Origin of the sequence: Leifsonia sp. LS1, from assembly GCF_020521355.1 — a bacterium.
Lineage (GTDB): Bacteria > Actinomycetota > Actinomycetes > Actinomycetales > Microbacteriaceae > Leifsonia.
This window is the reverse complement of the sequence record NZ_BPER01000002.1, coordinates 188,318-212,393: the sequence shown is the minus strand read 5'-3', so window position 1 is coordinate 212,393 and position 24,076 is coordinate 188,318. Positions and strand designations below refer to the sequence as shown.

The following is a 24,076-nucleotide window of genomic DNA, read 5'->3' as shown; positions in this document are numbered from 1 at the left end:
CGTCCTGGGAGCTACGGTCATCGGCGCGCGCGTCATGCGATAATCGTCTGTGGACGTCGAACCGGCCCGGCCGGAGACGTGCGAATGAAGGCTTGAGGGCGCCCCCGGCGCCCGGTGAGGGTCGGCCGAAGAGGTCGGCGGAGACAGAGCCGGATGCGCGCCGCGCCACGAGCCGGCGGTGTCCGAGCAAGGATTACGGGGCAGGCCGAGTGTCGGCTCCGACGGAGAGTACCCGGTGAGCGGGGAACCGCACCGGTCGAGGAGTGCACCAGCGATGGTGGAAAACGAGAATATCGACAGCAATGGCAACGACACGGAGACGGGAGGGCGCAAGCGTAAGGGGCTCTTCGGAGCGCGGCGCGCGGTGAAGCGCACCACCGATTCCCCCGTGCAGCAGGCCTCGGTACAGCAGGACACCGTGGCGGAAGCCCGCGCAGCGCGGCCGACCTCCGCCACGGTGCAGGACGACGTGGTGACCGCCTCGGCGACGACGGTGACGCAGTCGGAGACCATCGCGGAGGCGGCGACGCCGACGCAGGCTCAGACTTCGACGGGGGCGAAGGCCGACGCGGTGGTCGAGCGCGGTGCGCACGAGCCGCCGGCGCTCCCGGAGCCGCACGGCAACGAGGAGGCGCCCGTCGCTGCCGCCGTCCCGGGCCTCCCGCCCACGACGCTGCTGTTCCAGGCGCCGGACATCGTCCCCCTCCCACCGCTCCCGGGCGACGATGAGGAGCAGGCGGGCTCCGTGCGCCGCCGGTCGCGCCGACGCGCCGGCGAGTCGGGCCGTGAGGGGGCGAACGACCCGGCGAACACCGTAGTCAAGGTGCGCACGCCGCGCGAGCCGGAGCTCATCACCGAGCCGCAGAAAGTCAAGGGATCGACCCGTCTCGAGGCCAAGAAGCAGCGTCGCCGCGACGGTCGCGACGCCGGTCGCCGCCGCCCGGTCATCACCGAGGCCGAGTTCCTCGCCCGCCGCGAGTCCGTCGACCGCCAGATGATCGTGCGCTCCAAGGGCGGCCGCATCCAGATCGGCGTGTTGGAGGACAAGGTGCTCGTGGAGCACTACGTCGCCCGCTCGCAGGAGGCGTCGCTGATCGGCAATGTCTACCTGGGTCGTGTGCAGAACGTCCTTCCCAGCATGGAAGCGGCGTTCGTCGACATCGGTCGCGGCCGCAACGCGGTGCTGTATTCGGGCGAGGTCGACTGGGACGCCGTGGAGACCGGCAACCAGCCGCGCCGCATCGAACTGGCGCTGAAGCCGGGCGACCGCGTGCTCGTCCAGGTGACCAAGGACCCGGTCGGCCACAAGGGCGCTCGACTGACCAGCCAGATCTCGCTTCCCGGCCGCTACCTCGTCTACGTGCCCAACGGCTCGATGAACGGCATCAGCCGCAAGCTCCCGGACACCGAGCGCTCGCGCCTCAAGAAGATCCTCAAGGAGGTGCTCCCCGAGAGTGCGGGCGTGATCGTGCGCACCGCCGCGGAGGGGGCAACCGAGGAGCAGCTGACGCTCGACGTCAACCGCCTCACCGCGCAGTGGGCCGACATCAGTGCGCAGGTCGAGCGGCAGCAGGCTCCCGCCCTGCTCCACAGTGAGCCCGACCTGCTGATCAAGATCATCCGTGACGTCTTCAACGAGGACTTCCAGAAGCTCGTGATCGCGGGGGACGACGCGCGCCAGACGATCGAGAGCTACCTGCGCCAGGTCGCCCCGGACCTCCTCGACCGGGTCGAGGCCTACACGGGAGAGCGCGACGCGTTCGACGAGTTCCGCATCACGGAGCAGATCGAGAAGGCGCTCGAGCGCAAGGTGTGGCTGCCCTCCGGCGGCTCGCTCGTCATCGACCGCACCGAAGCGATGACGGTGGTGGACGTCAACACCGGCAAGTTCGTGGGCTCCGGCGGCAACCTGGAGGAGACGGTCACCAAGAACAACCTGGAGGCCGCGGAGGAGATCGTGCGCCAGCTGCGGCTGCGCGACATCGGCGGCATCATCGTCGTCGACTTCATCGACATGGTGCTCGAGTCGAACCGCGATCTCGTGCTGCGGCGCCTGATCGAGTGCCTCAGCCGCGACCGCACCAAGCACCAGGTGGCCGAGGTCACCTCGCTCGGCCTGGTCCAGATGACCCGCAAGAAGCTCGGCCTCGGTCTGCTGGAGACATTCAGCGAGGCGTGCGAGGTCTGCGCGGGCCGTGGCGTCGTCGTGCACCACGACCCGGTCGTGAAGCACCGCCAGCCCCAGCAGCAGGCACCCCAGGGCGAGCGCCGCCGAGGCCGCGGCAACGGGGGCGTGTCCGGATCGCAGACGGTGTCCGGCGTGACCCAGAACGGCACCGGGAACGGCGGCACGCACGCCATCACGGACGACGCGAAGAACGCGCTCGCGCAGATCGCCGCCTCCACCATCCACGCCCATCCGCACGACGAGGAGGCACCGGCGCCCGCACCGGCGGAGGCCGCTCCGGCGCCGAAGAAGCGCCGCCGCAAGGGAAAGGGCGGCGCGTCGGGCGAGCAGGCTCCTGTTGCAGAGGCTCCCGCTGCAGAGGCTCCCGCTGCAGAGGCTCCGGACGCCGAGGCTCCGGCCGACGTCCGCCCCGGAGAGGCACCGGCCGTCCCGGACCTCGAGCCGGCTCCCGCCGCGGAGGAGGACGGCACGCTGGTGCCGCTGATCGACCTGCCCGAGCCGCACGATGCGCCCGCGCCCGCCGAGCGCCCCTCCGCCCAGGAGGCCGCGCTACTGCTCGACTCGGTGCTCGACGCTCTTCCGGCGCCGAAGGAGCCGGGCCAGGGCCGCAGCCGCAGCCGGCGCGCCAGCACGGCGGTCATCGCCGGTGGCGAGATCGCCCACCCGGGCGAGTAGCGCGCGACGCAGACACGCGACCGCGTCCCGAGACGCTGACCGGCTCAGTGCCTCCGGGCGCGGTCGCGTGCTTTGACGCGCAGTCCGCTCGCGATGAGCCGGGTGACGAGCTCTTTGCCGGGGACGGCGAGGGCGCCGGCGGCCACCAGCTCGTCGTGACGGCGGTCGGGGACGTCGTAGTGGTCGCGGTCGAAGGCGCGCGCGGGGATGTCGTTGGCGGCGGCGAAGGCGTGGAGCTCCTCGAGCGACGCGTCGCTGACCAGATGCGACCACAACATGCCGTGGGCGGGCCATGCCGGGGGATCGATCAAGACCGTCATAGAATGATTCTAGGAACGGCGCCATCGACGGTGCTGCACGGCCCCGGAGCCCCCTCGCTGAATTGACGAGAAGAGTGGCCTCGGGTAAAGTTGACCGCTGGTGTGTGTTGGGCGTCGCCCTGATCGACACCATGGTTTTCTGAGAGCCGCCCCCGATCCACGGGGCGCCGGACTCGCCAGTGACTTCCGAGAACAGTAAGAGTAGGACCAGGTCCGGGCCGTCAGGTCGCCGGGAGCTGTTCCCCGACGAAAAGGTACTGAAAGTGGTTTACGCAGTTGTGCGCGCCGGTGGCCGGCAGGAGAAGGTCGAGGTCGGCACCATCGTCACGATGGACCGCATCAAGGCCGACAAGGACGGCAACGTCGAGCTGGCTGCGGTCCTGCTTGTCGACGGTGACAAGATCACCTCGGACGCCAAGTCCCTCGCCAAGGTGAAGGTCACGGCGGAGGTCCTCGGCGACCTGCGCGGTCCGAAGATCGTCATCCAGAAGTTCAAGAACAAGACCGGCTACAAGAAGCGCCAGGGCCACCGCCAGGAGCTCACGCGCGTCAAGATCACCGGCATCAAGTAGTCGACCCGGACCTCCCGAGGAGAAGAAGACATGGCACACAAAAAGGGAGCGAGCTCCACTCGCAACGGCCGCGACTCGAACGCGCAGCGCCTCGGCGTCAAGCGCTTCGGCGGCCAGACCGTCAGCGCGGGTGAGATCCTGGTCCGCCAGCGCGGCACCCACTTCCACCCCGGCGTGAACGTCGGCCGTGGCGGCGACGACACGCTGTTCGCCCTGGCGGCGGGCTCGGTCGAGTTCGGCAGCAAGGGCGGCCGCAAGGTCGTCAACATCGTGGCGGTCGAGGCGTAGCCTCCACCACCAGCACCACTTTCCGGATGGGCGGGCTTCGGCCCGCCCATCCGTCGTTGAGGACAGAACAAGGGAGCACCACATGGCGACGTTCGTTGATCGCGTGACGTTGCATCTGCGCGCCGGCAACGGCGGCAACGGGTGCGTCTCGGTCCGGCGGGAGAAGTTCAAGCCGCTGGCCGGCCCGGACGGCGGCAACGGCGGCAACGGCGGCGACATCGTGCTGGTCGCCGACCCGCAGGTCACCACGCTGCTCGGGTTCCACCGCGCGCCGCACCGCTCGAGCGAGAACGGCGGCTTCGGGATGGGCGACCATCGCAGCGGCCACCAGGGCGAGGACCTCGAGCTGGCCGTGCCGGTCGGCACGGTCGTCAAGAGCGCCGACGGCGAGGAGCTGATCGACCTCACCGAGCCGGGCACCCGGTACGTCGTGGCGCCCGGCGGCATCGGCGGACTGGGCAACGCCGCCCTCGCGAACCCGAAGCGCAAGGCGCCCGGCTTCGCCCTGCTCGGCACGCCCGGGTGGGAGGGCGACATCCTCCTCGAGCTGAAGACCGTCGCCGACGTCGCGCTGGTCGGGTTCCCCTCGGCGGGCAAGTCGAGCCTCGTGGCGGCGCTGTCGGCCGCCAAGCCGAAGATCGCCGACTATCCCTTCACCACCCTGCACCCGAACCTCGGGGTCGTGCAGGCGGGTGACGTGCGCTACACCATCGCCGACGTCCCCGGCCTCATCGAGGGCGCGAGCGAGGGCAAGGGCCTGGGGCTCGAGTTCCTCCGCCACGTCGAGCGGTGCTCGGCGCTGCTGCACGTGCTCGACTGCGCCACGCTCGACCCCGGGCGGGACCCGCTGAGCGATCTCGACGTCATCCTCGGCGAGCTCGCCGCGTATCCGGTGCCCGACGGGCAGCTGCCGCTGCTCGAGCGCCCCCAGCTGGTCGCCCTCAACAAGATCGACGTCCCCGACGGCCGCGAGCTGGCCGACTTCGTGAAGCCGGAGCTCGAAGCGCGTGGCTACCGGGTCTTCGAGATCTCCTCCGTCAGCCACGAGGGCCTGCGCCCCCTCTCGTTCGCCCTCGCCGAGCTCGTCGAGTACGCACGACGCGAGCAGGCGCAGCTCGAGGCCGAGCGCCCGCGCATCGTCATCCGCCCGCGCGCCGTCGACGAGATGCCGTTCACCGTCAAGGTCGAGGGCGGGTCCGACGGTCCCGTCTTCCGCGTGCTCGGCGGCAAGCCGGAGCGCTGGGTGCAGCAGACCGACTTCGCCAACGACGAAGCGGTCGGCTTCCTGGCCGACCGGCTGGCGAAGGTGGGCGTCGAGGAGGCTCTGTTCAAGGCGGGCGCGGTGGCGGGCTCGACCGTCGTCATCGGCCGCAACAACGGCGTGGTGTTCGACTGGGAACCGACGCTCACCTCCACGGCCGAGCTGATCACCTCCCCGCGCGGCACGGACACCCGCCTCGACGGGAACGCGCGCCCCACGCGCAACCAGCGACGCGAAGACTACTTCGACCGGATGGACGCCAAGGCCGAGGCGCGCGCCGAGCTGATCCGCGAGCGCGAAGCGGGCCTCTGGCAGGACGACGACTACGACGACGCCGCGGAGGGCGGCAGCGAGGAGACGGGCCGGGAATGATCATCGACGACCGCAGCCGGATCCGCACGGCCAGACGCATCGTCGTCAAGGTCGGCTCGTCCTCGATCAGCGGCGACAACGCCGGGCAGATCCAGCCGCTCGTCGACGCCCTGGCCGAGGCGCACGGGCGCGGCACGCAGGTCGTCCTGGTCTCCTCCGGCGCCATCGCGACGGGCATCCCTTACCTGTCGCTCGCCGAGCGCCCCACCGATCTCGCGACGCAGCAGGCGGCGGCGGCGGTGGGGCAGAACGTCCTCATCTACCGGTACCAGGACAGCCTGGACCGCTACGGGATCGTCGCGGGACAGGTGCTGCTGACGGCGGGGGACATGGAGACCCCGACGCACCGCACCAACGCCAAGCGGGCGATGGAGCGGCTCCTCGACCTCCGCATCCTGCCCATCGTGAACGAGAACGACACCGTCGCGACCCACGAGATCCGCTTCGGGGACAACGACCGGCTCGCCGCCCTCGTCGCGCTGCTGGTGGAGGCGGACGTGCTCGTCCTGCTGTCCGATGTCGACGCGCTCTACACGAAGCCCCCGCAGGAGCCCGGTGCCGAGCGGATCGAGCGGGTCGACTACGACGACGAGCTGGCCGGTGTCGAGATCGGCGCCACGGGCACGTCCGGTGTCGGCACCGGGGGAGCTCTCACGAAGGTGTCCGCCGCGCGTCAGGCCGCGGAACGGGGGACCGCCGTCGTGCTCACCTCCACGGCCCTCGTGGCGGAGGCGCTGCGCGGCGAGCCCGTCGGCACCTGGTTCGCCCCCGCGCCGGACGGCGTGCCGAGCGTCACGGGAGCTCTCTCGGCCGTCACTCCCGGGACCGTCGCGTCCTAGACTGAGAGCATGTCTCAGACCACCGCCGCACCCGTCGCGCTCATCGACAAGCTCGCCGCGGCCAAGCACGCCTCGCTCGCGCTCTCGACGGCGAACACGCTGCAGAAGAACGCCGCCCTGACGGCGATCGCGGAGGGCGTGCTCTCCTCGTCCGCCGACATCCTGGCGGCCAACGAGCTCGACCTCGCGAACGGCCGGGAGAACGGTCTCTCGACGGGACTGCTCGACCGTCTGACGCTCTCTCCCGCCCGCCTGCAGGGGCTCGCGGACGCGGTGCTCGAGGTGGTCGGCCTGACCGACCCCGTCGGACAGGCCGTGCGCGGGAGCACCCTGCCGAACGGCGTCGCGATCTCCCAGGTCCGCGTGCCCTTCGGCGTGGTCGGTGCGATCTACGAGGCGCGCCCCAACGTCACCGTCGACATCGCGGCGCTCGCGATCAAGAGCGGCAACGCCGTCGTGCTGCGCGGCGGGAGTGCGGCCATCGAGACCAACCGCGTGCTGGTGGAGGTCATCCAGTCGGCCCTTGCGACCGCCGGGCTGCCTGCCGCGGCGGTCCAGACCGTCGACGAGTTCGGCCGGGCGGGCGCAGGCGAGCTGATGCGGGCGCGCGGCTACGTCGACGTGCTCATCCCGCGGGGCAGTGCCGATCTCATCCGCACCGTGGTGACCGAGTCCACCGTGCCCGTCATCGAGACCGGGGCCGGCGTCGTGCACATCGTGCTCGACGAGAGCGCGCGAGAGGACTGGGCGGTCGACATCGTCCTCAACGCCAAGGTGCAGCGGCCGAGCGTCTGCAACGCCGTCGAGACACTGCTCGTGCACCGAGGGGCCGCCGAACGGCTGCTCCCTCCCGTGCTCACCGCCCTCGCGGAGTCCGGGGTCACCGTGCACGCCGACGAGCGGGCGCTTCCGTACGCGGTCGCCGGCGTCCCCGTCACGGAGGAGGACTGGGCGACCGAGCACATGAGCCTCGACATCTCCGTGAAGGTCGTCGACGACCTCGACGAGGCGATCGACCACATCCGTCGCTACTCGACGCAGCACACGGAATCGATCATCACGAACGACCTCGCGAACGCCGAGCGGTTCCTGGGCGAGGTGGACTCCGCCGTCGTGATGGTGAACGCCTCCACCCGCTTCACCGATGGCGGGGAGTTCGGCTTCGGCGCCGAGGTCGGCATCTCGACCCAGAAGCTGCACGCCCGCGGCCCCATGGGTCTCCCGGAGCTGACGAGCACCAAGTGGATCGTCCGCGGGTCCGGGCAGATCCGCGGCTGACCGCCCGCTAGACTGATCGGCGGGCCAGCGCCCACCGGAAAGGAAGAACCCCGATGTCATTTCTGACGACCGTCCTCGCGGAGGCCGAGACCCACGTCGAGCTGCCGATGCCCACCTGGGCTTATGGCGCCATCGCCCTCGCCGTCTTCGCGGTGCTCGCGATCGTGGTGTTCAGCTACAAGGACGTCGCCAACCGGCACAGCCACAAGGCCGCTCCCGACGCCGCGTCGCACGCGGGCGCCCCGGGCGCGACGCACCACGGCAGCGGGCACCCGAACCAGGGACACTGACCCTTCCGGGCATGGAGCTCTCGGAGAACAGCCGGCCGCGCATCGGCGTGATGGGCGGGACGTTCGACCCGATCCACCACGGCCACCTGGTCGCCGCCAGCGAGGTGGCGCAGTCGTTCGACCTCGACGAGGTCGTGTTCGTCCCCACCGGGCAGCCCTGGCAGAAGGGCGCAGTCACGGAGGCGGAGCACCGCTACCTGATGACGGTGATCGCGACGGCCTCCAATCCGCGGTTCACCGTGAGCCGCGTGGATGTGGACCGCGCCGGCCCGACCTACACGATCGACACCCTCCGCGATCTGCACGAGCAGCGGCCGGACGCCGAGCTGTTCTTCATCACGGGCGCCGACGCGGTCGCCCAGATCCTCAGTTGGCGCGACGTCGAGGAGCTCTGGAAGCTGGCCCACTTCGTCGCTGTGAGTCGCCCGGGACATGACTTGAGTATTTCTGGATTGCCGTCGAGCGACGTAAGCTTGTTGGAAGTTCCGGCACTGGCGATCTCGTCCACCGATTGCCGGAGCCGGGTGAGCAGGGGATTCCCGGTCTGGTACCTCGTGCCGGACGGTGTCGTCCAGTACATCTCGAAACACCACTTGTATCGGAGTGTTGCATGACTTCGTGGCCTGACCAGCCAGCGGGAGGCCAGCCGCCCCAGACTCGGCGACAGGCCCGCGAGAGCGAGCGCGCCGCAGGGCGTCGGGACGCCCGCCGCGCAGGAACGACCGAGCCGACGCCGGGCGGGGAGATCCCCGACCTGACCGCGACGGCGGCATCCGCTGCCGGCCGGCCCGCAGACACCGCGTCCGACCGCCCGACCATCCCGGCGACGGCGTTCGCCGAGCCGGGTGTGCTGCCGCCGACGCGTCCGCACACGGCGGGCGGCGACGACTTCGACGCGCTCCTCTTCGCGGGAGCCCCGGCGTCGCAGGAGAGCCCCGTCGATGCCGGCGACGACGCCTCCGGGCTCTTCCGCCAGGCGGCCGACCCAGCGAAGCCGCAGGCGGTCACCCAGCCCCTCGCCGTGGTGGACGGCCCGCCCGCGCCTGCCGGCGCATCCGCATCCGCCACGCCCGGATCCGCCACAGCCACGCCCGGGTCGGTCGCCGTGCCCGGGTCCGCCGCCGGGCCCATCCCGGCGGATCCGTCCGCTCCGGCCGGCGTCGCCCCCGAGCGCACGCTCACGCGCCGTGAACTGCGGGCCATGATGCAGGCGCAGGAGGCGAACCAGCAGGCGAACCACACGCCGCAGCCCGCCGAGCCGATCGTCCCCGTCACGTTCACGCCTCCGGCCGCTCCGGCCGACGCGAAGCCGCCGGCGGCGGAGGGGACCCCGGCAGACGGCGCCAAGACGGCCTGGCCGTTCGCACCGCTGACGCCGTCGAGCGGTGCGCAGGCGGAGGCGCCGGAGGCCGACGGTTCGTCGGCCACCGCCGTTCCGCCCGTCCGCACGTCCGCGGCGGCGTCCCCCTTCGCCTCGCTCGGTCTGGCGCCGGCGTCGGGCGCGACGGCTGGAGCGCAAGCGCCCGCGCCGGCTGCGGGTGCGACGACCGGAGCGCAAGCGCCCGCGCCGGCTGCGGATCCCGCCGAGACCGCACAGGAGCGACGCCCCTTCACCCCGCCGACCGGGCACTGGTCGACGGCAGCCGACGTCGAAGACGAGAGCGAGCCGATCATCTCGCGCAACGTCGGCCAGTCGACGGCCGCGACGACGACGAACGCCCTCATCCTCCCGGCCATCCCACGTCCCGACGCCACGGCGCCGCTGACCAGCACGGGGGAGATCCTCGTGACCGGATCGATCGACCTGCCGCGCGGCGTCGGGGCGACCGGACTCAACCCGGAGCACCTCGACTCGTCCGACATCGACAACCTGCTCGACGGCGAGGAGAACGAGTTCAACACCTCGGAGGTGGCGCCTGTGCGCGCCTCCCGTGCGATCAGCACCCACACGTCCACGCGCGGGGTCATCACTCCGCCGAAGAAGCGCGGCAACGCCCTGCCGACCGTGCTCATCATCACGGCGGGCGTCCTCGCCGTGGGCGTCATCGGACTGCTCGTCGCGGCGTACTGGCTGAAGGTGTTCTGATCCTCCGCTCCGCCATCTCGACACCCGCCATCGTCACCGCACCGGAGGCACGACAGTGACCGCATCCCCGCACGCCCGAGAGATCCTGCAGATCGCGGCGGCCGCCGCCGACGCGAAGGGCGGGGAGGACCTCGTCGCCCTCGACGTCTCCGGTCCGCTGCCGCTGACCGACGCCTTCCTGCTGGCGACCGGGCGCGTCGAGCGCAACGTGCTGGCCATCGCCGGCGAGGTCGAGGACCGCCTCAACGAGGCCGGGGTGAAGACCCTGCGCCGCGAAGGCCGCGCCGAAGGCCGCTGGGTGCTGCTCGACTTCGGCGACCTCGTGGTGCACGTCTTCCACGAGGAGGACCGGATGTACTACTCGCTCGAGCGCCTCTGGAAGGACTGCCCCGTCCTCCCGATCGAACTGCCGGTCCACGACACCGCGCAGTAGGCCGCCCGCGCCGTCACGGCGTTTTCCCGGCTTCGCCTGAGAGTTCTCTCATGCGCGCAGGTTCTACTGTGGACATGAAGTGTCCTACCGACAGTGCGACCCTGGTCATGAGCGAGCGCAGCGGCATCGAGATCGACTACTGCCCCGAGTGCCGCGGCGTCTGGCTCGATCGCGGAGAGCTCGACAAGATCATCGAGCGGGCAGGTGCGAGCGCGTCCCCAGCGCCGGCGGCGCCGCCAGCGCCGGCATACCAGGAGGCGCAGTTTCGCGAACCGCAGTACCGGCAGCCGTCGTACCCGCAGCAGGGCTACGAGCAGCAGCGCCCGTACAAGAAGAAGCGCGAGAACTGGCTCAGCGAGCTGTTCGACTGAGCCTGCGACGACGACGCGCCCGGGGAGGCCCGGATTTTTTCCTGGGCGCGTCGGTGTAGTACGCTGGATGAGTTGTCGCGGGAGACCGGGACGGCAACGAGAAGTCAACAACGGGTCTGTGGCGCAGCTGGTAGCGCACCTGCATGGCATGCAGGGGGTCAGGGGTTCGAGTCCCCTCAGATCCACCACGGGAAGCCCGGCTTCCGCGAGAATTCGCGGAGTCGGGCTTCTTTCGTTCACGGATGCGACTGTCCCCGACGGATGGGCCGGGCGGGTCCGGCACAGCTCGCCTCGCGGTTCTCAGTCCCGCCGCAACTGCGAGCGCACGGCCGTCAGCGCACACACGGCGGCGACGGCCCGGCGAAGCCGGGACGGCGGACGGACGGTGCCGAGGGCGTCGGCGGGGAGCGATGTCGAAGCGAGCCTGCGTTGCAGTTCGCGGAACCCGTCGATCTGCAGCGCGAGGGTCTCCAGGTCCACTGTGGGCGCATCCAGCTCTGCGAGGAGGTACTCGGGCGCGGTGACGAGGGCGATGGCCGGGATGCGGTGCTCGAAGAGCGGCTCTCCCTCGCCGAAGTGGATGAGTGGCGCCGGTTTGGCGACCGTGGCGGAAGCCCCGTCGCGCTCCGGCCAGACCAGCCGGACGAGGCTGGCGAGCTCGCGCGTCGTGGCGTACAGCAGCTCGGGCTCTGCCGCACCTGTCGGGCCGTAATCGCCGGTGGCGGGGTCGACGGCGAATGCACGTGCCCCCAGGTGCTCGATCGCGAGTCCGGCGACGGCGCGCAGATGTCCGATGCGGCCGTCCCAGAGCTCGGGGTGGTCGCGCAGCCAGGCGGTGGTGGCCTGGCCGTGGTCGGTCATGGCCGGGATCCGCAGGTGACCCGTGACCGCGGCGAAGACGATCGTGCGGTCGTGCGCGGTCCCCGCTGCGTCTCTGGCGAGCGCGAGGAGGCCGATGTGGCCGTTCTCCTCGACCTCGTTGGAGCCGTCCGTGTGGGTGATCACGAGGACGGACTCGCCGGGCACGGCGCCAGGGGAGACAGCCCAGACGGTGTCGGTGGGGGCAGCGGGCGTGAGCGCGGCGACGAGGCGGAGGCGTGCGGTCGCCCCGCGGCTCGCACCGGCGCGGAGCCGACCGGAGACGCTCTCGGGCGCCCACACCGCCGGTAGGTCGTGGTAGGGCTGGGTGAACGGAACGTACTGGCCGGCGGCGATCGCGTCGGGGAGGCCGCGCCAGACGGCGACGACGCCGAGCACCCCCGCGGCTCGTGCGGCGGCGAGGTCGAGACCGCCGAGTTCGGCACTCAGGACCGGGTTGCTCACGGTCGGTCCCAGCGCCGTCGACCCGTCCCAGCTGTCGACGAGGAAACGCGAGGGGACGCGGAGGTGGGGCACCTCGACGACGGCGATGGCTCCCGCCGCGTCGGCCCAGCGCGGCCGGCGACCGCCCAGCCGGACGAGGCGTCCCGTGACGCCGTCGGCGGGGGTGGCTCCGGAGTACGGCCACGCGGACGCGAGTGGGATCGGCTCGCCGCCCACCTCCAGCGAGACCGCGGACTCGGGGGCCTCCCACCGGTCGAGGACGTGCCCGTCGCGGTGCACCTCGAGCCCGAGCGCGGCCAGCTCGTCGGCGATCGTGTCGACGAGCTCGCTGTGCGCGGCGGAACCGGTGGAGCGCATCCCGAGCAGGGTGAGCTGCTCCAGCTGGGCGGCGTATCGCGGCTTCGGGTTCTGCATGCCCCCATTCTGGCGCGCGGCGATGACCCCAGGACCGGGGGTGGCCCGCGTGGCCCGGCAGGCGCGTCTCGCAGCACTCGGAAAGGAAACGTCGGTAGGCTTTCCGGCATCCCACCGCTCCCGATCCCGGAAAGGCACGCCATGACGGACCTGCCGCGCCGCCACCAGCGCGCCCGTGGCCCGCAGCCCGTGCGCCACGGCCGACTCCGCCGCCGCGGTGCCGTCGGGTACGTGTTCGGGTTGCTCGCCGCGGCGATGGCGGTCGTGCTCGTGAGCGTCGGCGGTGTCGCGGCGTATGCGGTGTGGGACGTCGCCCGTTCGGTGAAGACCGGGGTGAAGCTCGTCTCGCTCCCCGGCCACACCCAGCAGGCCATCCCGGATGTCGCCGCGATGGAGGGTGGGATCAACCTCCTCATCGCCGGCACCGACAGCCGTTCCGGCCTCGGCGGGATCTACGAGTCGGCGGACGAGCAGGACGCGAGCAGCGGCGAGGGCAACAACGACGTCACGATGCTGCTGCACATCGCACAGGACCACAAGAGCATGATGGTGGTCAGCTTCCCGCGCGACCTGATGATCGCCATCCCGGACTGCCCGGCCCAGAACGGCGACGGGACCATCGACGGGAGCTCGTACGCACAGTTCAACACCGCGCTCTCCCGCGGCGGCCTTCCGTGCGTCGTCCTGACGGTCGAGAAGCTGACGGGGTTGACCATCCCGTTCGGCGCGATCATCAACTTCGCGGGCGTGAGCGCGATGTCGACCGCTGTCGGCGGCGTCTCCGTGTGCCTCGCGACGCCGGTGGAGGACAAGTACACGAACCCGCCGCTGGACCTCCCGGCCGGGGACAACGAGCTCGTCGGCGACGAGGCGCTCTCGTTCCTCCGCAGCAGGCACGGCGTCGGCGACGGCAGCGACCTCGGCCGCATCTCGAACCAGCAGGTGTTCCTCTCGGCTCTGGCGCGGAAGGTCGTCAGCGGCGGCGTGCTCTCCAACCCGGTGCAGCTCTACGGGCTCGCCAAGGCCACCGTGCAGAACGTCACGCCCTCGGAGTCGCTGAGCAACCCCACGACGCTCGTGCAGATCGCCCTCGCCGTCAAGGACACGGGTCTCGAGAACATGGTGTTCGTGCAGTACCCGACGGTGACGGACCCGGACAACGTCAACCGGGTCATCCCGCAGTCCTCGGCGGCGAAGGCCCTCAACGAGGCGCTCGTCAACGACGTCCCGGTGAAGCTCACCGGGACGACGGGCCGGGCGGCGGAGGACCCGAGCGCGACATCGACGCCCGCCCCGACGGACACGGGAGCGGCGACCGATCCGGGCGCCGCGACGGATGCGGGGTCGCCCCCGGCGGATGCCCCGGCCACGCCCGCGCCGACGGACACGGGAGCGGCGGTCGAGCTGCCCTCCAGCATCACCGGGCAGACCGCCGCGCAGGTCACGTGCACCAAGGGCAACAACTAGCCGCGCGGGAGAGCGCTTGCACCGGCGGCCCGGTGGCCGTTGAATGAGTCCATGGCGTCCGAACGCATGACTTCGCTGCAGCTGCGCGTGCTGATCATCGCGATCCTCGCCAGCTTCGTGGCCTTCCTCGACGGCGCGGTCATCAACGTCGCCCTCCCGGCGATCGACAAGGAGCTCGGCGGGGGATTGCCGCTGCAGCAGTGGGTGGTCGACGGGTATCTCGTGACCCTCGGGTCGTTCATCCTGCTGGCGGGCTCGCTGTCCGATGTCTTCGGCCGCAAGCGCGCGCTCTACATCGGGCTCATCGGCTTCGGGATCACCTCCCTGCTCTGCGCCTTCGCCCCCGACGGCGTCTTCCTCGTGATCGCGCGCGCCCTGCAGGGGATCGCGGGCGCGCTCCTGGTCCCGAGCTCGCTGGCGATCATCATCTCCCGCTTCGACGGCGCCGCGCAGGCGAAGGCGATCGGCCGGTGGACGGCGTGGACGGGAATCGCGATGATCGCCGGGCCGGTGATCGGCGGGGTCTTCGTGGACACTCTCTCCTGGCGGTGGGTGTTCGTGATCAACGTCGTGCCGATCGTGATCACCCTGGTGCTGATGCTCACCCTCGGCGAGACGGACCACGGCACCGGGGGCCGGGTCGACGTGCTCGGCGCGGTCTTCGGATCGGTCGGGCTGGCGGGCACCGTCTTCGCGCTGATCGAGCAAGGCGCCTACGGCTGGGCGAGTCCGCGGGTCTGGATACCGCTGGCCGTCGGTCTGCTCTCGCTCGCGTCCTTCTTCATCGTGGAGACGCGGGTGAAGCAGCCGATGCTGCCGCTCGCACTGTTCCGCGTGCACAACTTCTGGGTCGGCAACATCGCCACCGCGTTCGTGTACGGCGCACTCTCCTTCGGCCCGCTGATCGTCACACTGTTCCTCCAGCAGGTCGCCGGCTTCTCGGCGATCGCGGCCGGGTTCGTCTTCATCCCCTCGACGCTCTGCATGCTGCTGTTGTCGGGATTCTTCGGCGGCCTGGCGGGGCGGTACGGCCCGCGGCTGTTCATGGCGGTCGGGCCGATGGTGGCGTCGGTCGGCTTCCTGTGGCTGCTCCTGGCGGACGCGCACGTCGACTACTGGATCAGCCTGCTGCCGGCGGTGCTGCTCTTCGGCATCGGACTCTCGATGACGGTCGCGCCGCTCACCAGCGCCATCCTCGGCGCGATCCATCCGGCGGAGGCGGGGATCGCGTCGGCGGTCAACAACGCCGTGTCCCGTATCGCCGGGTTGATCACGGTCGCGATGGCGGGCCTCGTGATCGGGCAGCAGCTGGATGTCGACGGCCTCCACCGGGCGATGATCACGACCGCCGCACTCCTGCTCGCGGGCGGCATCGTCTCGGCGATCGGCATCCGCAACAAGGCGCCGGTGGCGGAACCGGTTCAGGCCGCGACGACAGACTGACCCGCGATCGCCAGCATCAGCACATCGATCAGTGCGCACGTCATGATGAGCTGCATGAGCAGTCGGGTGGGACTGCTGCGCAGCAGGAGCACGACGCCGAGCGCGGCCGCGGCGAGTCCGAGCACCAGACCGACGGTGAGCGCGGGACGCATCGGCCAGCCCGGTCCCAGCGCGACGAGCGCGGTCGCCACGGCAAGGCAGCCGAACGCGAGGAGACCGCTGACCGTGGCACCCAGACGGTGCGGGAGGCCGCGGATGCCGGTGCGCTCATCGTCCGCCAGGTCGGGCAGCACGTTCGTGATGTGGGCGGCCACGCCGAGCAGCGCCCCTGCGAGGAGCACCCAGCCCGCCGGGACCAGCGGGCGTTCCTGCCCGAGTGTCGCGATCGCCGGCAGGAGGCCGAAGCTGACGGCGAACGGCACGAACGACAGGACGGTCGACTTCAGGCCGAGGTTGTAGGCCCAGCCGCCGGCGATGGCGACCGCGTGTGCAGCCAGTGCGCCGGGGCCCAGCGGAGCGGTCGCGACCAGAGCGAGCCCGAGGGCGGAGAAGGCGGCCGCGCGGACGGCGGTGGGGGAGATGTCACCGCGAGCGGCCGGCTTGTCCGCCCGGTCGACGGCGCGGTCGCGGGCGGCGTCCAGCCAGTCGTTCGACCACCCGATGGAGAGCTGGCCGAGCAGGATGGCCAGCGCGAGCAGGGCGAGGCGTCCGGGGGAGTATCCCAGACCGATTCCGAGACCGGCCGCGACGGCGGTGACCACGAGCGTCGGCCCGGGATGCGAGGCGAGCAGCAGGGAGGTCACGCGGGTCGCCATGCCCGCCATGCTAGACCCGGGCGCGCGCAATGCAAGAGACTTGCGTGATTCTGCAAGCACTTGCGTACACTGTCCGGTATGTCGAAACGTCTCGCCGAGGTCGCGCGCAAGGTCGGGGTCAGCGAAGCGACCGTCAGCCGAGTGCTGAACGATAAGCCGGGAGTGTCCGCGGCGACCAGGGAGGCCGTCCTGACCGCCCTCGACGTCCTCGGCTACGAGCGCCCCACCAAGCTGCGCGGGGAGCGCGCGCGCCTGGTCGGCCTCGTCCTCCCCGAACTGCAGAATCCGATCTTCCCGGCCTTCGCCGAGATCATCGGCGGCGCCCTCGCGCAGAACGGATACACCCCTGTGCTGTGCACCCAGACGGCCGGCGGGATCTCGGAGGCCGACTACGTCGAGCTGCTCCTGCAGCAGCAGGTGTCGGGCGTCGTCTTCGTCGGCGGCGCCTACGCCCAGGTCGACGCGTCGCACGAGCACTACGACCGGTTGCGCGACCTCAACCTCCCCACGGTGCTGGTGAACGCGCCGGTCGACGAGCTGCACTTCGCTACCGTCTCGTGCGACGACTCCGTCGCGACGGGGCAGGCGCTCGGCCACCTCCGCTCCCTCGGGCACGAACGGATCGGACTGCTCCTGGGGCCGCGCGACCACGTCCCCTCGATGCGGAAGCTGGAGGCGGCGCGCCGGATCAGCGCCGAATGGGGCACGCCCCTGGATGAGGGGCTCGTCGTCCATTCGCTGTATTCGTTGGAGGCGGGGCAGGCGGCGGCGGCCCGCCTGCTCGCCGCCGGTGTCAGCGCCATCGTCTGCGCGAGCGACCCGATGGCGCTGGGCGCCATCCGTGCGGCGCGCAGGGCGGGGCTGTCCGTCCCGCGGGACGTCTCGATCGTGGGTTACGACGACTCCGCGCTGATGAACTGCACCGAGCCGCCGTTGACGACCATCCGTCAGCCCATCGAGCCCATGGGGCGCACCGTGATCGAGCTGCTGCTGCGCCAGATCTCGAGCGACTCCGCCATCCGGGACGAGCTGTTCTTCGAGCCGGAGCTAGTGGTGCGGGGGTCCACCGGGCCCGCCTGAGGCGGCGGCGGAGCGCAATTCGGCGCAAATGTACGCAAGTGAATTGCGTATTGTTGAGTTCTTGCATCATCTTGTCGCCTTCGCTACATTTCGGTAGCAGCGACGGCGCCGAGAGCGCGTCGCGACAGCCGCGGCCCGCTCCGAAGGGCCGCCCGATGCGATGGGCTCACCGTGGATCTCTCCCTGCTGACCGGCGACACCGCCGGGCATGACACCGCCGAGGCGGCGGCCCCCGGCGCCGCCGCGCACCCGACCGGCGCGACTCCGAGGGACGACGACTCCGCCTGGTGGCGCAGCGCGGTCATCTACCAGATCTACCCGCGGAGCTTCGCGGACGGCGACGGTGACGGGGTGGGCGATCTCGCGGGTGTGCGGCAGCACCTGGACCACCTGAAGGCGCTCGGCGTCGACGCGATCTGGTTCACGCCCTGGTACGACTCCCCGCTCGCGGACGGCGGCTACGACGTCGCCGACTACCGCCGCATCCATCCCGCTTTCGGCGACCTGGCCGAAGCGGAGGCCCTCATCGCGGAGGCGCTCGCCCTCGGCATCCGGACCATCGTCGACATCGTCCCCAATCACGTCTCCGACCGGCACCCCTGGTTCCGGGCGGCGCTGGCGGCCGGCCCCGGCTCGCCCGAGCGGGAGCGGTTCTGGTTCCGCCCCGGACGCGGCGAGCACGGGGACGCGATGCCCACGAACTGGGAGTCCAACTTCTCCGGGGACACCTGGACGCGCACGAGCGAGGCCGACGGCACGCCCGGCGAGTGGTACCTCCACCTGTTCAGCCCGGAGCAGCCCGATCTCAACTGGAACCACCCCGACGTGCGCCGCGAGCACGAGGACATCCTGCGGTTCTGGTTCGACCGTGGTGTGGCCGGGGTGCGCATCGACTCCGCCGCGCTCCTCGTGAAGGACCCGGCCTTGCCTGAGGTCCCGGAGGCGCCGGTCGCGGGCGAGCACCCCACCCAGGACCGCGACGAACTCCACGACATCTACCGCTCGTGGCGGGCGATCGCCGACTCCTACCCGGGCACCCGGGTGCTGGTGGGGGAGATCTGGCTGCCCGACATCGACCGGTTCGCCCTGTACCTCCGCCCCGACGAGCTGCACACGGCGTTCAATTTCGACTTCCTCGCGCGGCCGTGGGATGCCCGCGAACTGCGCACCTCCATCGACGAGACGCTCGCGGCGCACGCTCCGGTCGGCGCGCCGAGCACCTGGGTGCTCTCGAACCACGACGTCACCCGGCCCGTCACGCGCTACGGGCGGGAGGACTCCTCGTTCGCCTTCGCGAAGAAGCGGTCGGGCACGCCGACCGATCTGGAGCTGGGGCGACGCCGCGCCCGCGCCGCCGCGCTGCTCACGGTGGCCCTGCCGGGATCACTGTATCTGTACCAGGGCGACGAGCTCGGGCTGCCGGAGGTCGAGGACCTGCCCGCCGACCGCCTCGAGGACCCGATGCACTTCCGCTCGGGCGGTGTGGACCCGGGGCGCGACGGCTGCCGGGTGCCTCTGCCCTGGCGCGGCGCGACCGCCCCGTTCGGATTCAGCCCGGCCGGAGCGACCTCCGAGCCGTGGCTGCCCCAGCCGTCGGCCTGGGCGGCGCTCACCGTCGAGGCGCAGCAGAGCGACCCGGCGTCGATGCTCTGGCTCTATCGCCAGGCGCTGCGCATCCGGCATGAGGAGGCCGGTCTCGGCGACGGCCCCTTCGCCTGGCTGGACGCCCCTGACGGGGTGCTGGCGTTCGCGCGCGGCGACCGCTTCGCCTCCGTCACGAACCTCTCTCCGGATGCCGTCCCCCTGCCGGACAGCACCGCCATCCTGCTCAGCAGCAGCCCGCTGGTCGACGGCCTGCTGCCTCCCGACGCGACGGTCTGGCTGCGCCCGCAGCCCTGACTGCCGCCGACCGCCACACCCGCACGACCCGCACCACTGAGAGACCCTCACCACATCACTGGAAGGAAACACCGACAATGAAGTCACCACGCACGATCGCGGCCGTCACCGCGGTCGCCCTCGCCGGAGTCGGCATCCTCGCCGGCTGCTCGTCATCCGGAGGCGACGCCAACGACGGCAAAGTCCACATCACCGTCGCCAGCCTCATCCCGGGCAGCGACAAGGCCGCCTTCAAGGCGTTCGACGACCGGGTCAAGGAATTCGAGAAGGCCAACCCCGACATCGTCGTGAAGTCGGAGGAGTACCAGTGGACGGGCCCGACGTTCGCGACGCAGCTCGCGGGCGGCACCCTCCCCGACGTCTTCAACGTGCCGTTCACCGACTCCCAGTCGCTCATCCAGGCGGGTCAGCTGGCCGACATCACGGCCGAGGTGAACAAGCTGCCCTACGCGTCGAAGTTCAACGAGAACGTGCTCGCGGTCGCCAAGGACGGCGACAAGATCTACGGGATCCCGTACGGCCCGTACGCGATGGGGCTCTCGTACAACCGCGAGATCTTCACCAAGGCCGGGCTCGACCCCGACAAGCCGCCGACGACCTGGGACGAGGTCCGCGCCGACGCCAAGACCATCTCCGAGAAGGTCCCCGGCGTCGCGGGCTACATGCAGATGACCCAGGGCAACACCGGCGGCTGGGAGCTCACCACCACCGTCTACGCGCGGGGCGGCCGCATGGAGACCACCGAGGGCGGGAAGACGAAGGTCACGACCAACAACCCCGTCACCAAGGAAGCCCTGCAGTGGCTGAAGGACCTGCGGTGGAAGGACAACTCGGTCGGGAGCAACTTCCTGCTGGACTGGTCAGGCATCAACCAGGCCTTCGGCGCCGGCCAGATCGCGATGTACCCGTCCGGCTCTGATGTGCTCACCTCCCTCGTGCAGCAGAACGCGGTCGACCCGAAGAACTACGGGCTGACCATGCTGCCGATCGACGACAGCAACACGGACGCCGGCGTGCTCGCCGGCGGCAACGTCGCGGCCGTCAGCCCGAAGTCGACCCAGGAGCAGAAGGACGCCGCGGTCAAGTGGATCGACTTCTACTACATGCAGAAGCTGCTGAACCAGGACCAGGCCGTGGCTGACGCGAAGGTACTGGTGAAGTCGGGCCAGCCGGTGGGCGTCCCCACCTTGCCGGTGTTCGACAAGGCGACGTACGACCAGAACATGGAGTGGATCACGGACGAGATCAACGTGCCGCAGCAGAACGTGGCGCCGTTCACGGACAAGATTTTCGACGCGAACCTGGTGCCTGAGCCGAACAAGCACACCCAGGAGCTGTACGGAGCGCTCGACACCGTCGTGCAGGCCGTGTTGACGGACCAGAACGCCGACATCGATCAGCTGCTGACGAAGGTCGACTCCGACATCCAGAAGCTCGTCGACGCCGACAAGTGACCACCCGGCCGGCCGGTGGCGCCACGTGCGTCGCCGGCCGGCCGGCTCGATCCGAGAGGGTGATCCGCGCATGACCGCGATCGACCGCACCCGCCCGGCCGCGCGCCGGGCCCGACGCACGCCCCTGACCTGGCTGCGCGGCGGCGGACTCAGCAACCTGCTGTTCCTGCTGCCGATGCTCCTGATCTTCGGCGTCTTCTCCTGGTGGCCCATCGTGCGCAGCGTGGTGATGAGCTTCCAGCACACCAATCTGGTGAGTCCGCCCGTCTGGGTGGGCTGGGACAACTTCGTCCAGGTGGTCAATGACCCGCTGTTCTGGACGGCCGTGGGGAACACCGCCTGGTTCGCGCTGCTCGCGCTGATCCTGGGGTATCCCATCCCGCTGATCGCCGCCGTGCTGATGAGCGAGGTGAAGCGCGCGAAGGGACTCTACAGCGCCCTCGCGTACCTGCCGGTGGTCGTTCCGCCGGTCGTCGCCGTGCTGCTCTGGAAGTTCTTCTACGACGCGCGTCCCACGGGTGTCTTCAACACCATCCTGGGCTGGGCGGGCATCCCGCCGCAGCCGTGGATCCAGGATGCGACGCAGGCGATGCCGTCGCTGGTCGTCGAGGCGACCTGGGCGGCCGCCGGCGGCACGATCATCATCTATCTCGCCGCCATCACCGGTGTCGCTCCCGAGCTGTACGACGCCGCCGAGGTCGACGGTGCGAGCATCTGGCGCAAGATCTGGCACGTGACGCTGCCGCAGCTCCGGGGCGTGCTGCTGATCACCCTGATCCTGCAGATCATCGGCACGGCCCAGGTCTTCCTGGAGCCGTTCCTGTTCACCAGCGGCGGCCCGGTCAACTCGACCGTGACGATCCTGCTGCTGATCTACCGCTACGCGTTCCAGAACTCCCTCGGCGGCGACTACGGCGCCGCGACGGCGCTCAGTCTCATGCTCGCCGCGTTCCTGGCCGTGCTGTCCCTCGTGTACTTCCGCCTCACCAAGTCCTGGAGCCAGAATTGAGCACGTCCACCCAGCTTCCGCCCGAGGTCACGACGGTCGTGACCGCCGTCGTCGAGGAAGGCGCGAGCCCGGAGCCGCCCCGGCGTCGTCGTCGCCGCCGGGCCGCGGACACCGGCGACCGGGGCATCCTCTCGCTCTCGGACCGCCGTCGCCCGGGGGTGCGGTGGAGCTCGCGGGTGATCAATGCCGTGCTCCTCGTGCTCCTGATCGTGGTCGGGCTCGGGCCGTTGCTCTGGCTCGCCAAGTCGGCCATCACGCCCACGGCGGACACGCTCAAGACCCCGATGGCGCTGTTCCCGAACGGCGTCGACTGGGCCAACCTGTCGACCGCGTGGTCCACCGTGCACATCGACGTGCAGTTCGTGAACACGATCTGGGTCGCCGCGGGGTCGTGGGCCGCGCAGATCCTCGTCGCGACCACCGCCGGGTACGCGCTGAGCGTGCTGCGGCCGAGGTACGGGAAAGTGCTCTACGGCCTCATCCTCACGACGCTGTTCGTGCCGTCGGTCGTGCTGCTGGTCCCGCTGTACCTGACCATCCTGAACCCGCCGCTGCTCGGTCAGTCGCTCATCAACACCTTCTGGGCGGTCTGGCTCCCGGCGGGGGCGAGCGCGTTCAACGTGGTCCTCGTGAAGCGGTTCTTCGACAACCTGCCGCGCGAGGTGTTCGAGGCGGCGCGGACCGACGGGGCGGGACCGTTCCGCCTGTTCTGGTCGATCGTGCTGCCGATGTCCAAGCCGATCCTCGGCGTGGTCTCGGTGTTCGCGATCATCGCGGCGTGGAAGGACTACCTCTGGCCCCTGCTCGTGCTGCGCGATCCGGCCCTCCAGCCCCTCTCGGTGCGCCTGCCCACGCTGCAGGCGGCGATCCAGCTGGACGTGTACCTCGCGGCGCTCGCGATCTCGACCCTCATCCCGATCGTGCTGTTCCTGGTGTTCCAGGGACTCTTCCTGCGCAGCGCCGGGCTCGGAGGCGCCGTCAAGGGGTGAGGGCTAGCATCGTCTGATGCGGAGGACGAGGCGGTGGGCGACGGCAGGCGTCGCGGCCGCGCTCGCGGTGACGGCGGCCGGCCTCGTGGGCTGCACCGCACCTGGTCCCGCTCGCCCTGCCGCCTCCGCTCCGCATGCTCCGGTCCGTGACTCGGCGACGCCGTCGCCGGCCCCGACCCGCGATCCCGCGGAGGCGTTCGCGGACCAGCGGCTGGCGAACATGACGCTCCGCCAGAAGGTCGCCAGCCTCTTCATGCTCCACGCTGGAGGGACGGACGGTGCGGCGCTGCGTGGCTTCTCCGATCGGTACGGGCTGGGCGGGCTGATCCTGATGGGCGACAACATCCCGGCGTCGCCGGAGGCGCTGGCCGGCCAGACGGCCGCGATGCGGGCATCCGACCCGACGATGCCGCCGCTCATCGGCATCGATGAGGAGGGCGGCGACGTCACGCGGCTCCCGTGGGACGGCCAGCCCGGCGGGGAGGAGCTGCGTGGCGGGAGCCCGGACGCGACACGTGCTGCGTTCTCCGCCCGAGCGGCCCTGCTGAAGCAGGCGGGCGTGAGCCTCAACTTCGGTGTGGTCGCGGACATGACGGCCGATCCGTCCTCGTTCATCTCCGACCGCGTGCTCGGGACCGACCCGGCCGGCGCGGCCGACCGCGTCGCGGCGGCGGTGGCGGGGGAGCGCGGCAGCGTGCTGAGCACCCTCAAGCACTTCCCGGGCCACGGGGAGACCGATGCCGACTCGCATCTCACCGTTCCGACGACCACGGTCTCGCGGGCGCAGTGGGAGGCGCGAGATCTGCCGCCGTTCCGCGCGGGGGTGGATGCGGGGGCCGAGGTCGTGATGTTCGGACATCTCGTCTACAGCCAGGTCGACGCCGCTCCCGCGTCCCTCTCGCCGACCTGGCACCGCATCCTGCGAGACGAGGTGGGGTTCCACGGCATCACGATCACCGACGACCTGCGGATGCTGCAGGACACGGGACTCCCGCAGTACCAGGACGCCGGGGCGAACGCGGTCGCGGCGATCGCCGCGGGCAACACGATGGTGCTCATGGTGCAGGGCGCCGACACCGATCCCGCTGCTCTGATCGATGCGGTCGTCGCCGCGGTCGGGGACGGTCGGATCCCGGTCGAGCAGATCGACGCGGACGCACGCGCGCTGATCGTCCTGCGTCATTCGATGACGAAGGAAGAGTGACGCGTC

Annotated in this window: 22 protein-coding genes and 1 tRNA gene; 20 read left to right on the top strand and 3 right to left on the bottom strand. The window is 70.8% G+C overall.

Features of this window, described 5'->3' with window-relative positions:
• The first annotated feature begins 274 nt into the window (after positions 1 to 274).
• Entirely contained in the window at positions 275 to 2,863 is a 2,589-nt protein-coding gene (locus LLS1_RS04285) for an Rne/Rng family ribonuclease (RefSeq protein ID WP_226653749.1), read from the top strand.
• Positions 2,864 to 2,907: 44 nt separating this feature from the next.
• Here the strand turns inward: LLS1_RS04285 and LLS1_RS04280 are convergent, their stop codons facing one another.
• Positions 2,908 to 3,183, bottom strand: a complete 276-nt coding sequence (locus LLS1_RS04280) for a DUF4031 domain-containing protein (protein WP_226653748.1) — start codon at positions 3,181 to 3,183, stop codon at positions 2,908 to 2,910.
• A gap of 263 nt (positions 3,184 to 3,446) precedes the next feature.
• On the opposite strand from LLS1_RS04280, the gene rplU reads away from it, so the two are divergent.
• The 11 genes from rplU to LLS1_RS04225 all read left to right on the top strand — a co-directional run bounded on the left by rplU (position 3,447) and on the right by LLS1_RS04225 (position 11,161).
• The gene (rplU, locus tag LLS1_RS04275; protein WP_055916382.1) at positions 3,447 to 3,755 is read left to right on the top strand and encodes a 50S ribosomal protein L21; all 309 of its coding nucleotides are present in this window, start codon (positions 3,447 to 3,449) and stop codon (positions 3,753 to 3,755) included.
• Positions 3,756 to 3,785: 30 nt separating this feature from the next.
• Positions 3,786 to 4,043 (top strand): 50S ribosomal protein L27, encoded by a 258-nt coding sequence (gene rpmA, locus LLS1_RS04270; protein ID WP_223360798.1) that lies wholly within the window; start codon positions 3,786 to 3,788, stop codon positions 4,041 to 4,043.
• An 82-nt stretch (positions 4,044 to 4,125) separates the two neighbouring features.
• A complete protein-coding gene (gene obgE / locus LLS1_RS04265; RefSeq protein ID WP_226653747.1) occupies positions 4,126 to 5,676 on the top strand; it encodes a GTPase ObgE in 1,551 nt (516 codons plus the stop codon).
• The gene (gene proB, locus LLS1_RS04260) at positions 5,673 to 6,515 is read left to right on the top strand and encodes a glutamate 5-kinase (protein ID WP_226653746.1); all 843 of its coding nucleotides are present in this window, start codon (positions 5,673 to 5,675) and stop codon (positions 6,513 to 6,515) included. Before obgE ends, proB begins: the two co-directional genes overlap by 4 nt.
• Before the next feature lie 9 nt (positions 6,516 to 6,524).
• Entirely contained in the window at positions 6,525 to 7,793 is a 1,269-nt protein-coding gene (locus tag LLS1_RS04255) for a glutamate-5-semialdehyde dehydrogenase (protein ID WP_223360801.1), read from the top strand.
• Positions 7,794 to 7,846: 53 nt separating this feature from the next.
• Positions 7,847 to 8,083 (top strand): hypothetical protein, encoded by a 237-nt coding sequence (locus tag LLS1_RS04250; RefSeq protein ID WP_223360802.1) that lies wholly within the window; start codon positions 7,847 to 7,849, stop codon positions 8,081 to 8,083.
• Positions 8,084 to 8,094: 11 nt separating this feature from the next.
• A complete protein-coding gene (nadD, locus tag LLS1_RS04245) occupies positions 8,095 to 8,697 on the top strand; it encodes a nicotinate-nucleotide adenylyltransferase (protein ID WP_223360803.1) in 603 nt (200 codons plus the stop codon).
• On the top strand, positions 8,694 to 10,169 hold the full coding sequence (locus LLS1_RS04240; protein ID WP_226653745.1) for a hypothetical protein: 1,476 nt from the start codon (positions 8,694 to 8,696) through the stop codon (positions 10,167 to 10,169). Before nadD ends, LLS1_RS04240 begins: the two co-directional genes overlap by 4 nt.
• Positions 10,170 to 10,224: 55 nt before the next feature.
• Positions 10,225 to 10,602 carry a ribosome silencing factor gene (rsfS, locus tag LLS1_RS04235; protein ID WP_223360805.1) on the top strand — a complete coding sequence of 126 codons (378 nt, stop codon included), beginning with the start codon at positions 10,225 to 10,227 and terminating at the stop codon, positions 10,600 to 10,602.
• A gap of 74 nt (positions 10,603 to 10,676) precedes the next feature.
• Positions 10,677 to 10,973 (top strand): zf-TFIIB domain-containing protein, encoded by a 297-nt coding sequence (locus LLS1_RS04230; protein ID WP_226653744.1) that lies wholly within the window; start codon positions 10,677 to 10,679, stop codon positions 10,971 to 10,973.
• A 112-nt stretch (positions 10,974 to 11,085) separates the two neighbouring features.
• A tRNA-Ala gene (locus LLS1_RS04225) sits at positions 11,086 to 11,161 on the top strand.
• Positions 11,162 to 11,273: 112 nt separating this feature from the next.
• On the opposite strand, the gene LLS1_RS04220 is transcribed toward LLS1_RS04225, so the two are convergent.
• A complete protein-coding gene (locus tag LLS1_RS04220; protein WP_226653743.1) occupies positions 11,274 to 12,710 on the bottom strand; it encodes a hypothetical protein in 1,437 nt (478 codons plus the stop codon).
• 141 nt (positions 12,711 to 12,851) lie between these two features.
• Here LLS1_RS04220 and LLS1_RS04215 point away from each other — a divergent pair, with 141 nt between their 5' ends.
• On the top strand, positions 12,852 to 14,177 hold the full coding sequence (locus LLS1_RS04215; protein ID WP_226653742.1) for an LCP family protein: 1,326 nt from the start codon (positions 12,852 to 12,854) through the stop codon (positions 14,175 to 14,177).
• 51 nt (positions 14,178 to 14,228) lie between these two features.
• A complete protein-coding gene (locus tag LLS1_RS04210; RefSeq protein ID WP_226653741.1) occupies positions 14,229 to 15,620 on the top strand; it encodes an MFS transporter in 1,392 nt (463 codons plus the stop codon).
• Here LLS1_RS04210 and LLS1_RS04205 read toward each other — a convergent pair.
• Positions 15,599 to 16,435, bottom strand: a complete 837-nt coding sequence (locus tag LLS1_RS04205) for a UbiA family prenyltransferase (RefSeq protein WP_226653740.1) — start codon at positions 16,433 to 16,435, stop codon at positions 15,599 to 15,601. The two genes, LLS1_RS04210 and LLS1_RS04205, sit on opposite strands and share 22 nt — an antisense overlap.
• Positions 16,436 to 16,513: 78 nt before the next feature.
• Between LLS1_RS04205 and LLS1_RS04200 the strand changes: the two genes are divergently transcribed.
• The 6 genes from LLS1_RS04200 (at position 16,514) to LLS1_RS04175 (ending at position 24,070) form a co-directional block, all read left to right on the top strand.
• The gene (locus LLS1_RS04200) at positions 16,514 to 17,515 is read left to right on the top strand and encodes a LacI family DNA-binding transcriptional regulator (protein ID WP_374758236.1); all 1,002 of its coding nucleotides are present in this window, start codon (positions 16,514 to 16,516) and stop codon (positions 17,513 to 17,515) included.
• Positions 17,516 to 17,818: 303 nt separating this feature from the next.
• On the top strand, positions 17,819 to 19,414 hold the full coding sequence (locus tag LLS1_RS04195; protein ID WP_226654034.1) for a glycoside hydrolase family 13 protein: 1,596 nt from the start codon (positions 17,819 to 17,821) through the stop codon (positions 19,412 to 19,414).
• Positions 19,415 to 19,491: 77 nt separating this feature from the next.
• Positions 19,492 to 20,868, top strand: a complete 1,377-nt coding sequence (locus LLS1_RS04190; protein ID WP_226653738.1) for an ABC transporter substrate-binding protein — start codon at positions 19,492 to 19,494, stop codon at positions 20,866 to 20,868.
• Between the two features lie 70 nt (positions 20,869 to 20,938).
• Complete coding sequence (locus LLS1_RS04185) at positions 20,939 to 21,877, top strand: carbohydrate ABC transporter permease (RefSeq protein ID WP_226653737.1); 939 nt, start codon at positions 20,939 to 20,941, stop codon at positions 21,875 to 21,877.
• Positions 21,874 to 22,866, top strand: a complete 993-nt coding sequence (locus tag LLS1_RS04180; protein ID WP_374758235.1) for a carbohydrate ABC transporter permease — start codon at positions 21,874 to 21,876, stop codon at positions 22,864 to 22,866. Before LLS1_RS04185 ends, LLS1_RS04180 begins: the two co-directional genes overlap by 4 nt.
• Positions 22,867 to 22,882: 16 nt before the next feature.
• Complete coding sequence (locus tag LLS1_RS04175; RefSeq protein WP_226653736.1) at positions 22,883 to 24,070, top strand: glycoside hydrolase family 3 N-terminal domain-containing protein; 1,188 nt, start codon at positions 22,883 to 22,885, stop codon at positions 24,068 to 24,070.
• The last annotated feature ends 6 nt before the right edge of the window (positions 24,071 to 24,076 follow it).

Coding starts and splice junctions, on each gene's coding strand:
- rpmA (WP_223360798.1), top strand. CDS start 3,786: ATGGCACACAAAAAGGGAGCGAGCTCCACTCGCAACGGCCGCGACTCG.
- obgE (WP_226653747.1), top strand. CDS start 4,126: ATGGCGACGTTCGTTGATCGCGTGACGTTGCATCTGCGCGCCGGCAAC.
- LLS1_RS04240 (WP_226653745.1), top strand. CDS start 8,694: ATGACTTCGTGGCCTGACCAGCCAGCGGGAGGCCAGCCGCCCCAGACT.
- LLS1_RS04185 (WP_226653737.1), top strand. CDS start 20,939: ATGACCGCGATCGACCGCACCCGCCCGGCCGCGCGCCGGGCCCGACGC.
- LLS1_RS04220 (WP_226653743.1), bottom strand. CDS start 12,710: ATGCAGAACCCGAAGCCGCGATACGCCGCCCAGCTGGAGCAGCTCACC.
- LLS1_RS04175 (WP_226653736.1), top strand. CDS start 22,883: ATGCGGAGGACGAGGCGGTGGGCGACGGCAGGCGTCGCGGCCGCGCTC.
- LLS1_RS04210 (WP_226653741.1), top strand. CDS start 14,229: ATGGCGTCCGAACGCATGACTTCGCTGCAGCTGCGCGTGCTGATCATC.
- nadD (WP_223360803.1), top strand. CDS start 8,095: ATGGAGCTCTCGGAGAACAGCCGGCCGCGCATCGGCGTGATGGGCGGG.
- LLS1_RS04230 (WP_226653744.1), top strand. CDS start 10,677: ATGAAGTGTCCTACCGACAGTGCGACCCTGGTCATGAGCGAGCGCAGC.
- LLS1_RS04285 (WP_226653749.1), top strand. CDS start 275: ATGGTGGAAAACGAGAATATCGACAGCAATGGCAACGACACGGAGACG.
- LLS1_RS04200 (WP_374758236.1), top strand. CDS start 16,514: ATGTCGAAACGTCTCGCCGAGGTCGCGCGCAAGGTCGGGGTCAGCGAA.
- LLS1_RS04215 (WP_226653742.1), top strand. CDS start 12,852: ATGACGGACCTGCCGCGCCGCCACCAGCGCGCCCGTGGCCCGCAGCCC.
- LLS1_RS04190 (WP_226653738.1), top strand. CDS start 19,492: ATGAAGTCACCACGCACGATCGCGGCCGTCACCGCGGTCGCCCTCGCC.
- proB (WP_226653746.1), top strand. CDS start 5,673: ATGATCATCGACGACCGCAGCCGGATCCGCACGGCCAGACGCATCGTC.
- LLS1_RS04250 (WP_223360802.1), top strand. CDS start 7,847: ATGTCATTTCTGACGACCGTCCTCGCGGAGGCCGAGACCCACGTCGAG.
- LLS1_RS04280 (WP_226653748.1), bottom strand. CDS start 3,183: ATGACGGTCTTGATCGATCCCCCGGCATGGCCCGCCCACGGCATGTTG.
- LLS1_RS04205 (WP_226653740.1), bottom strand. CDS start 16,435: ATGGCGACCCGCGTGACCTCCCTGCTGCTCGCCTCGCATCCCGGGCCG.
- LLS1_RS04255 (WP_223360801.1), top strand. CDS start 6,525: ATGTCTCAGACCACCGCCGCACCCGTCGCGCTCATCGACAAGCTCGCC.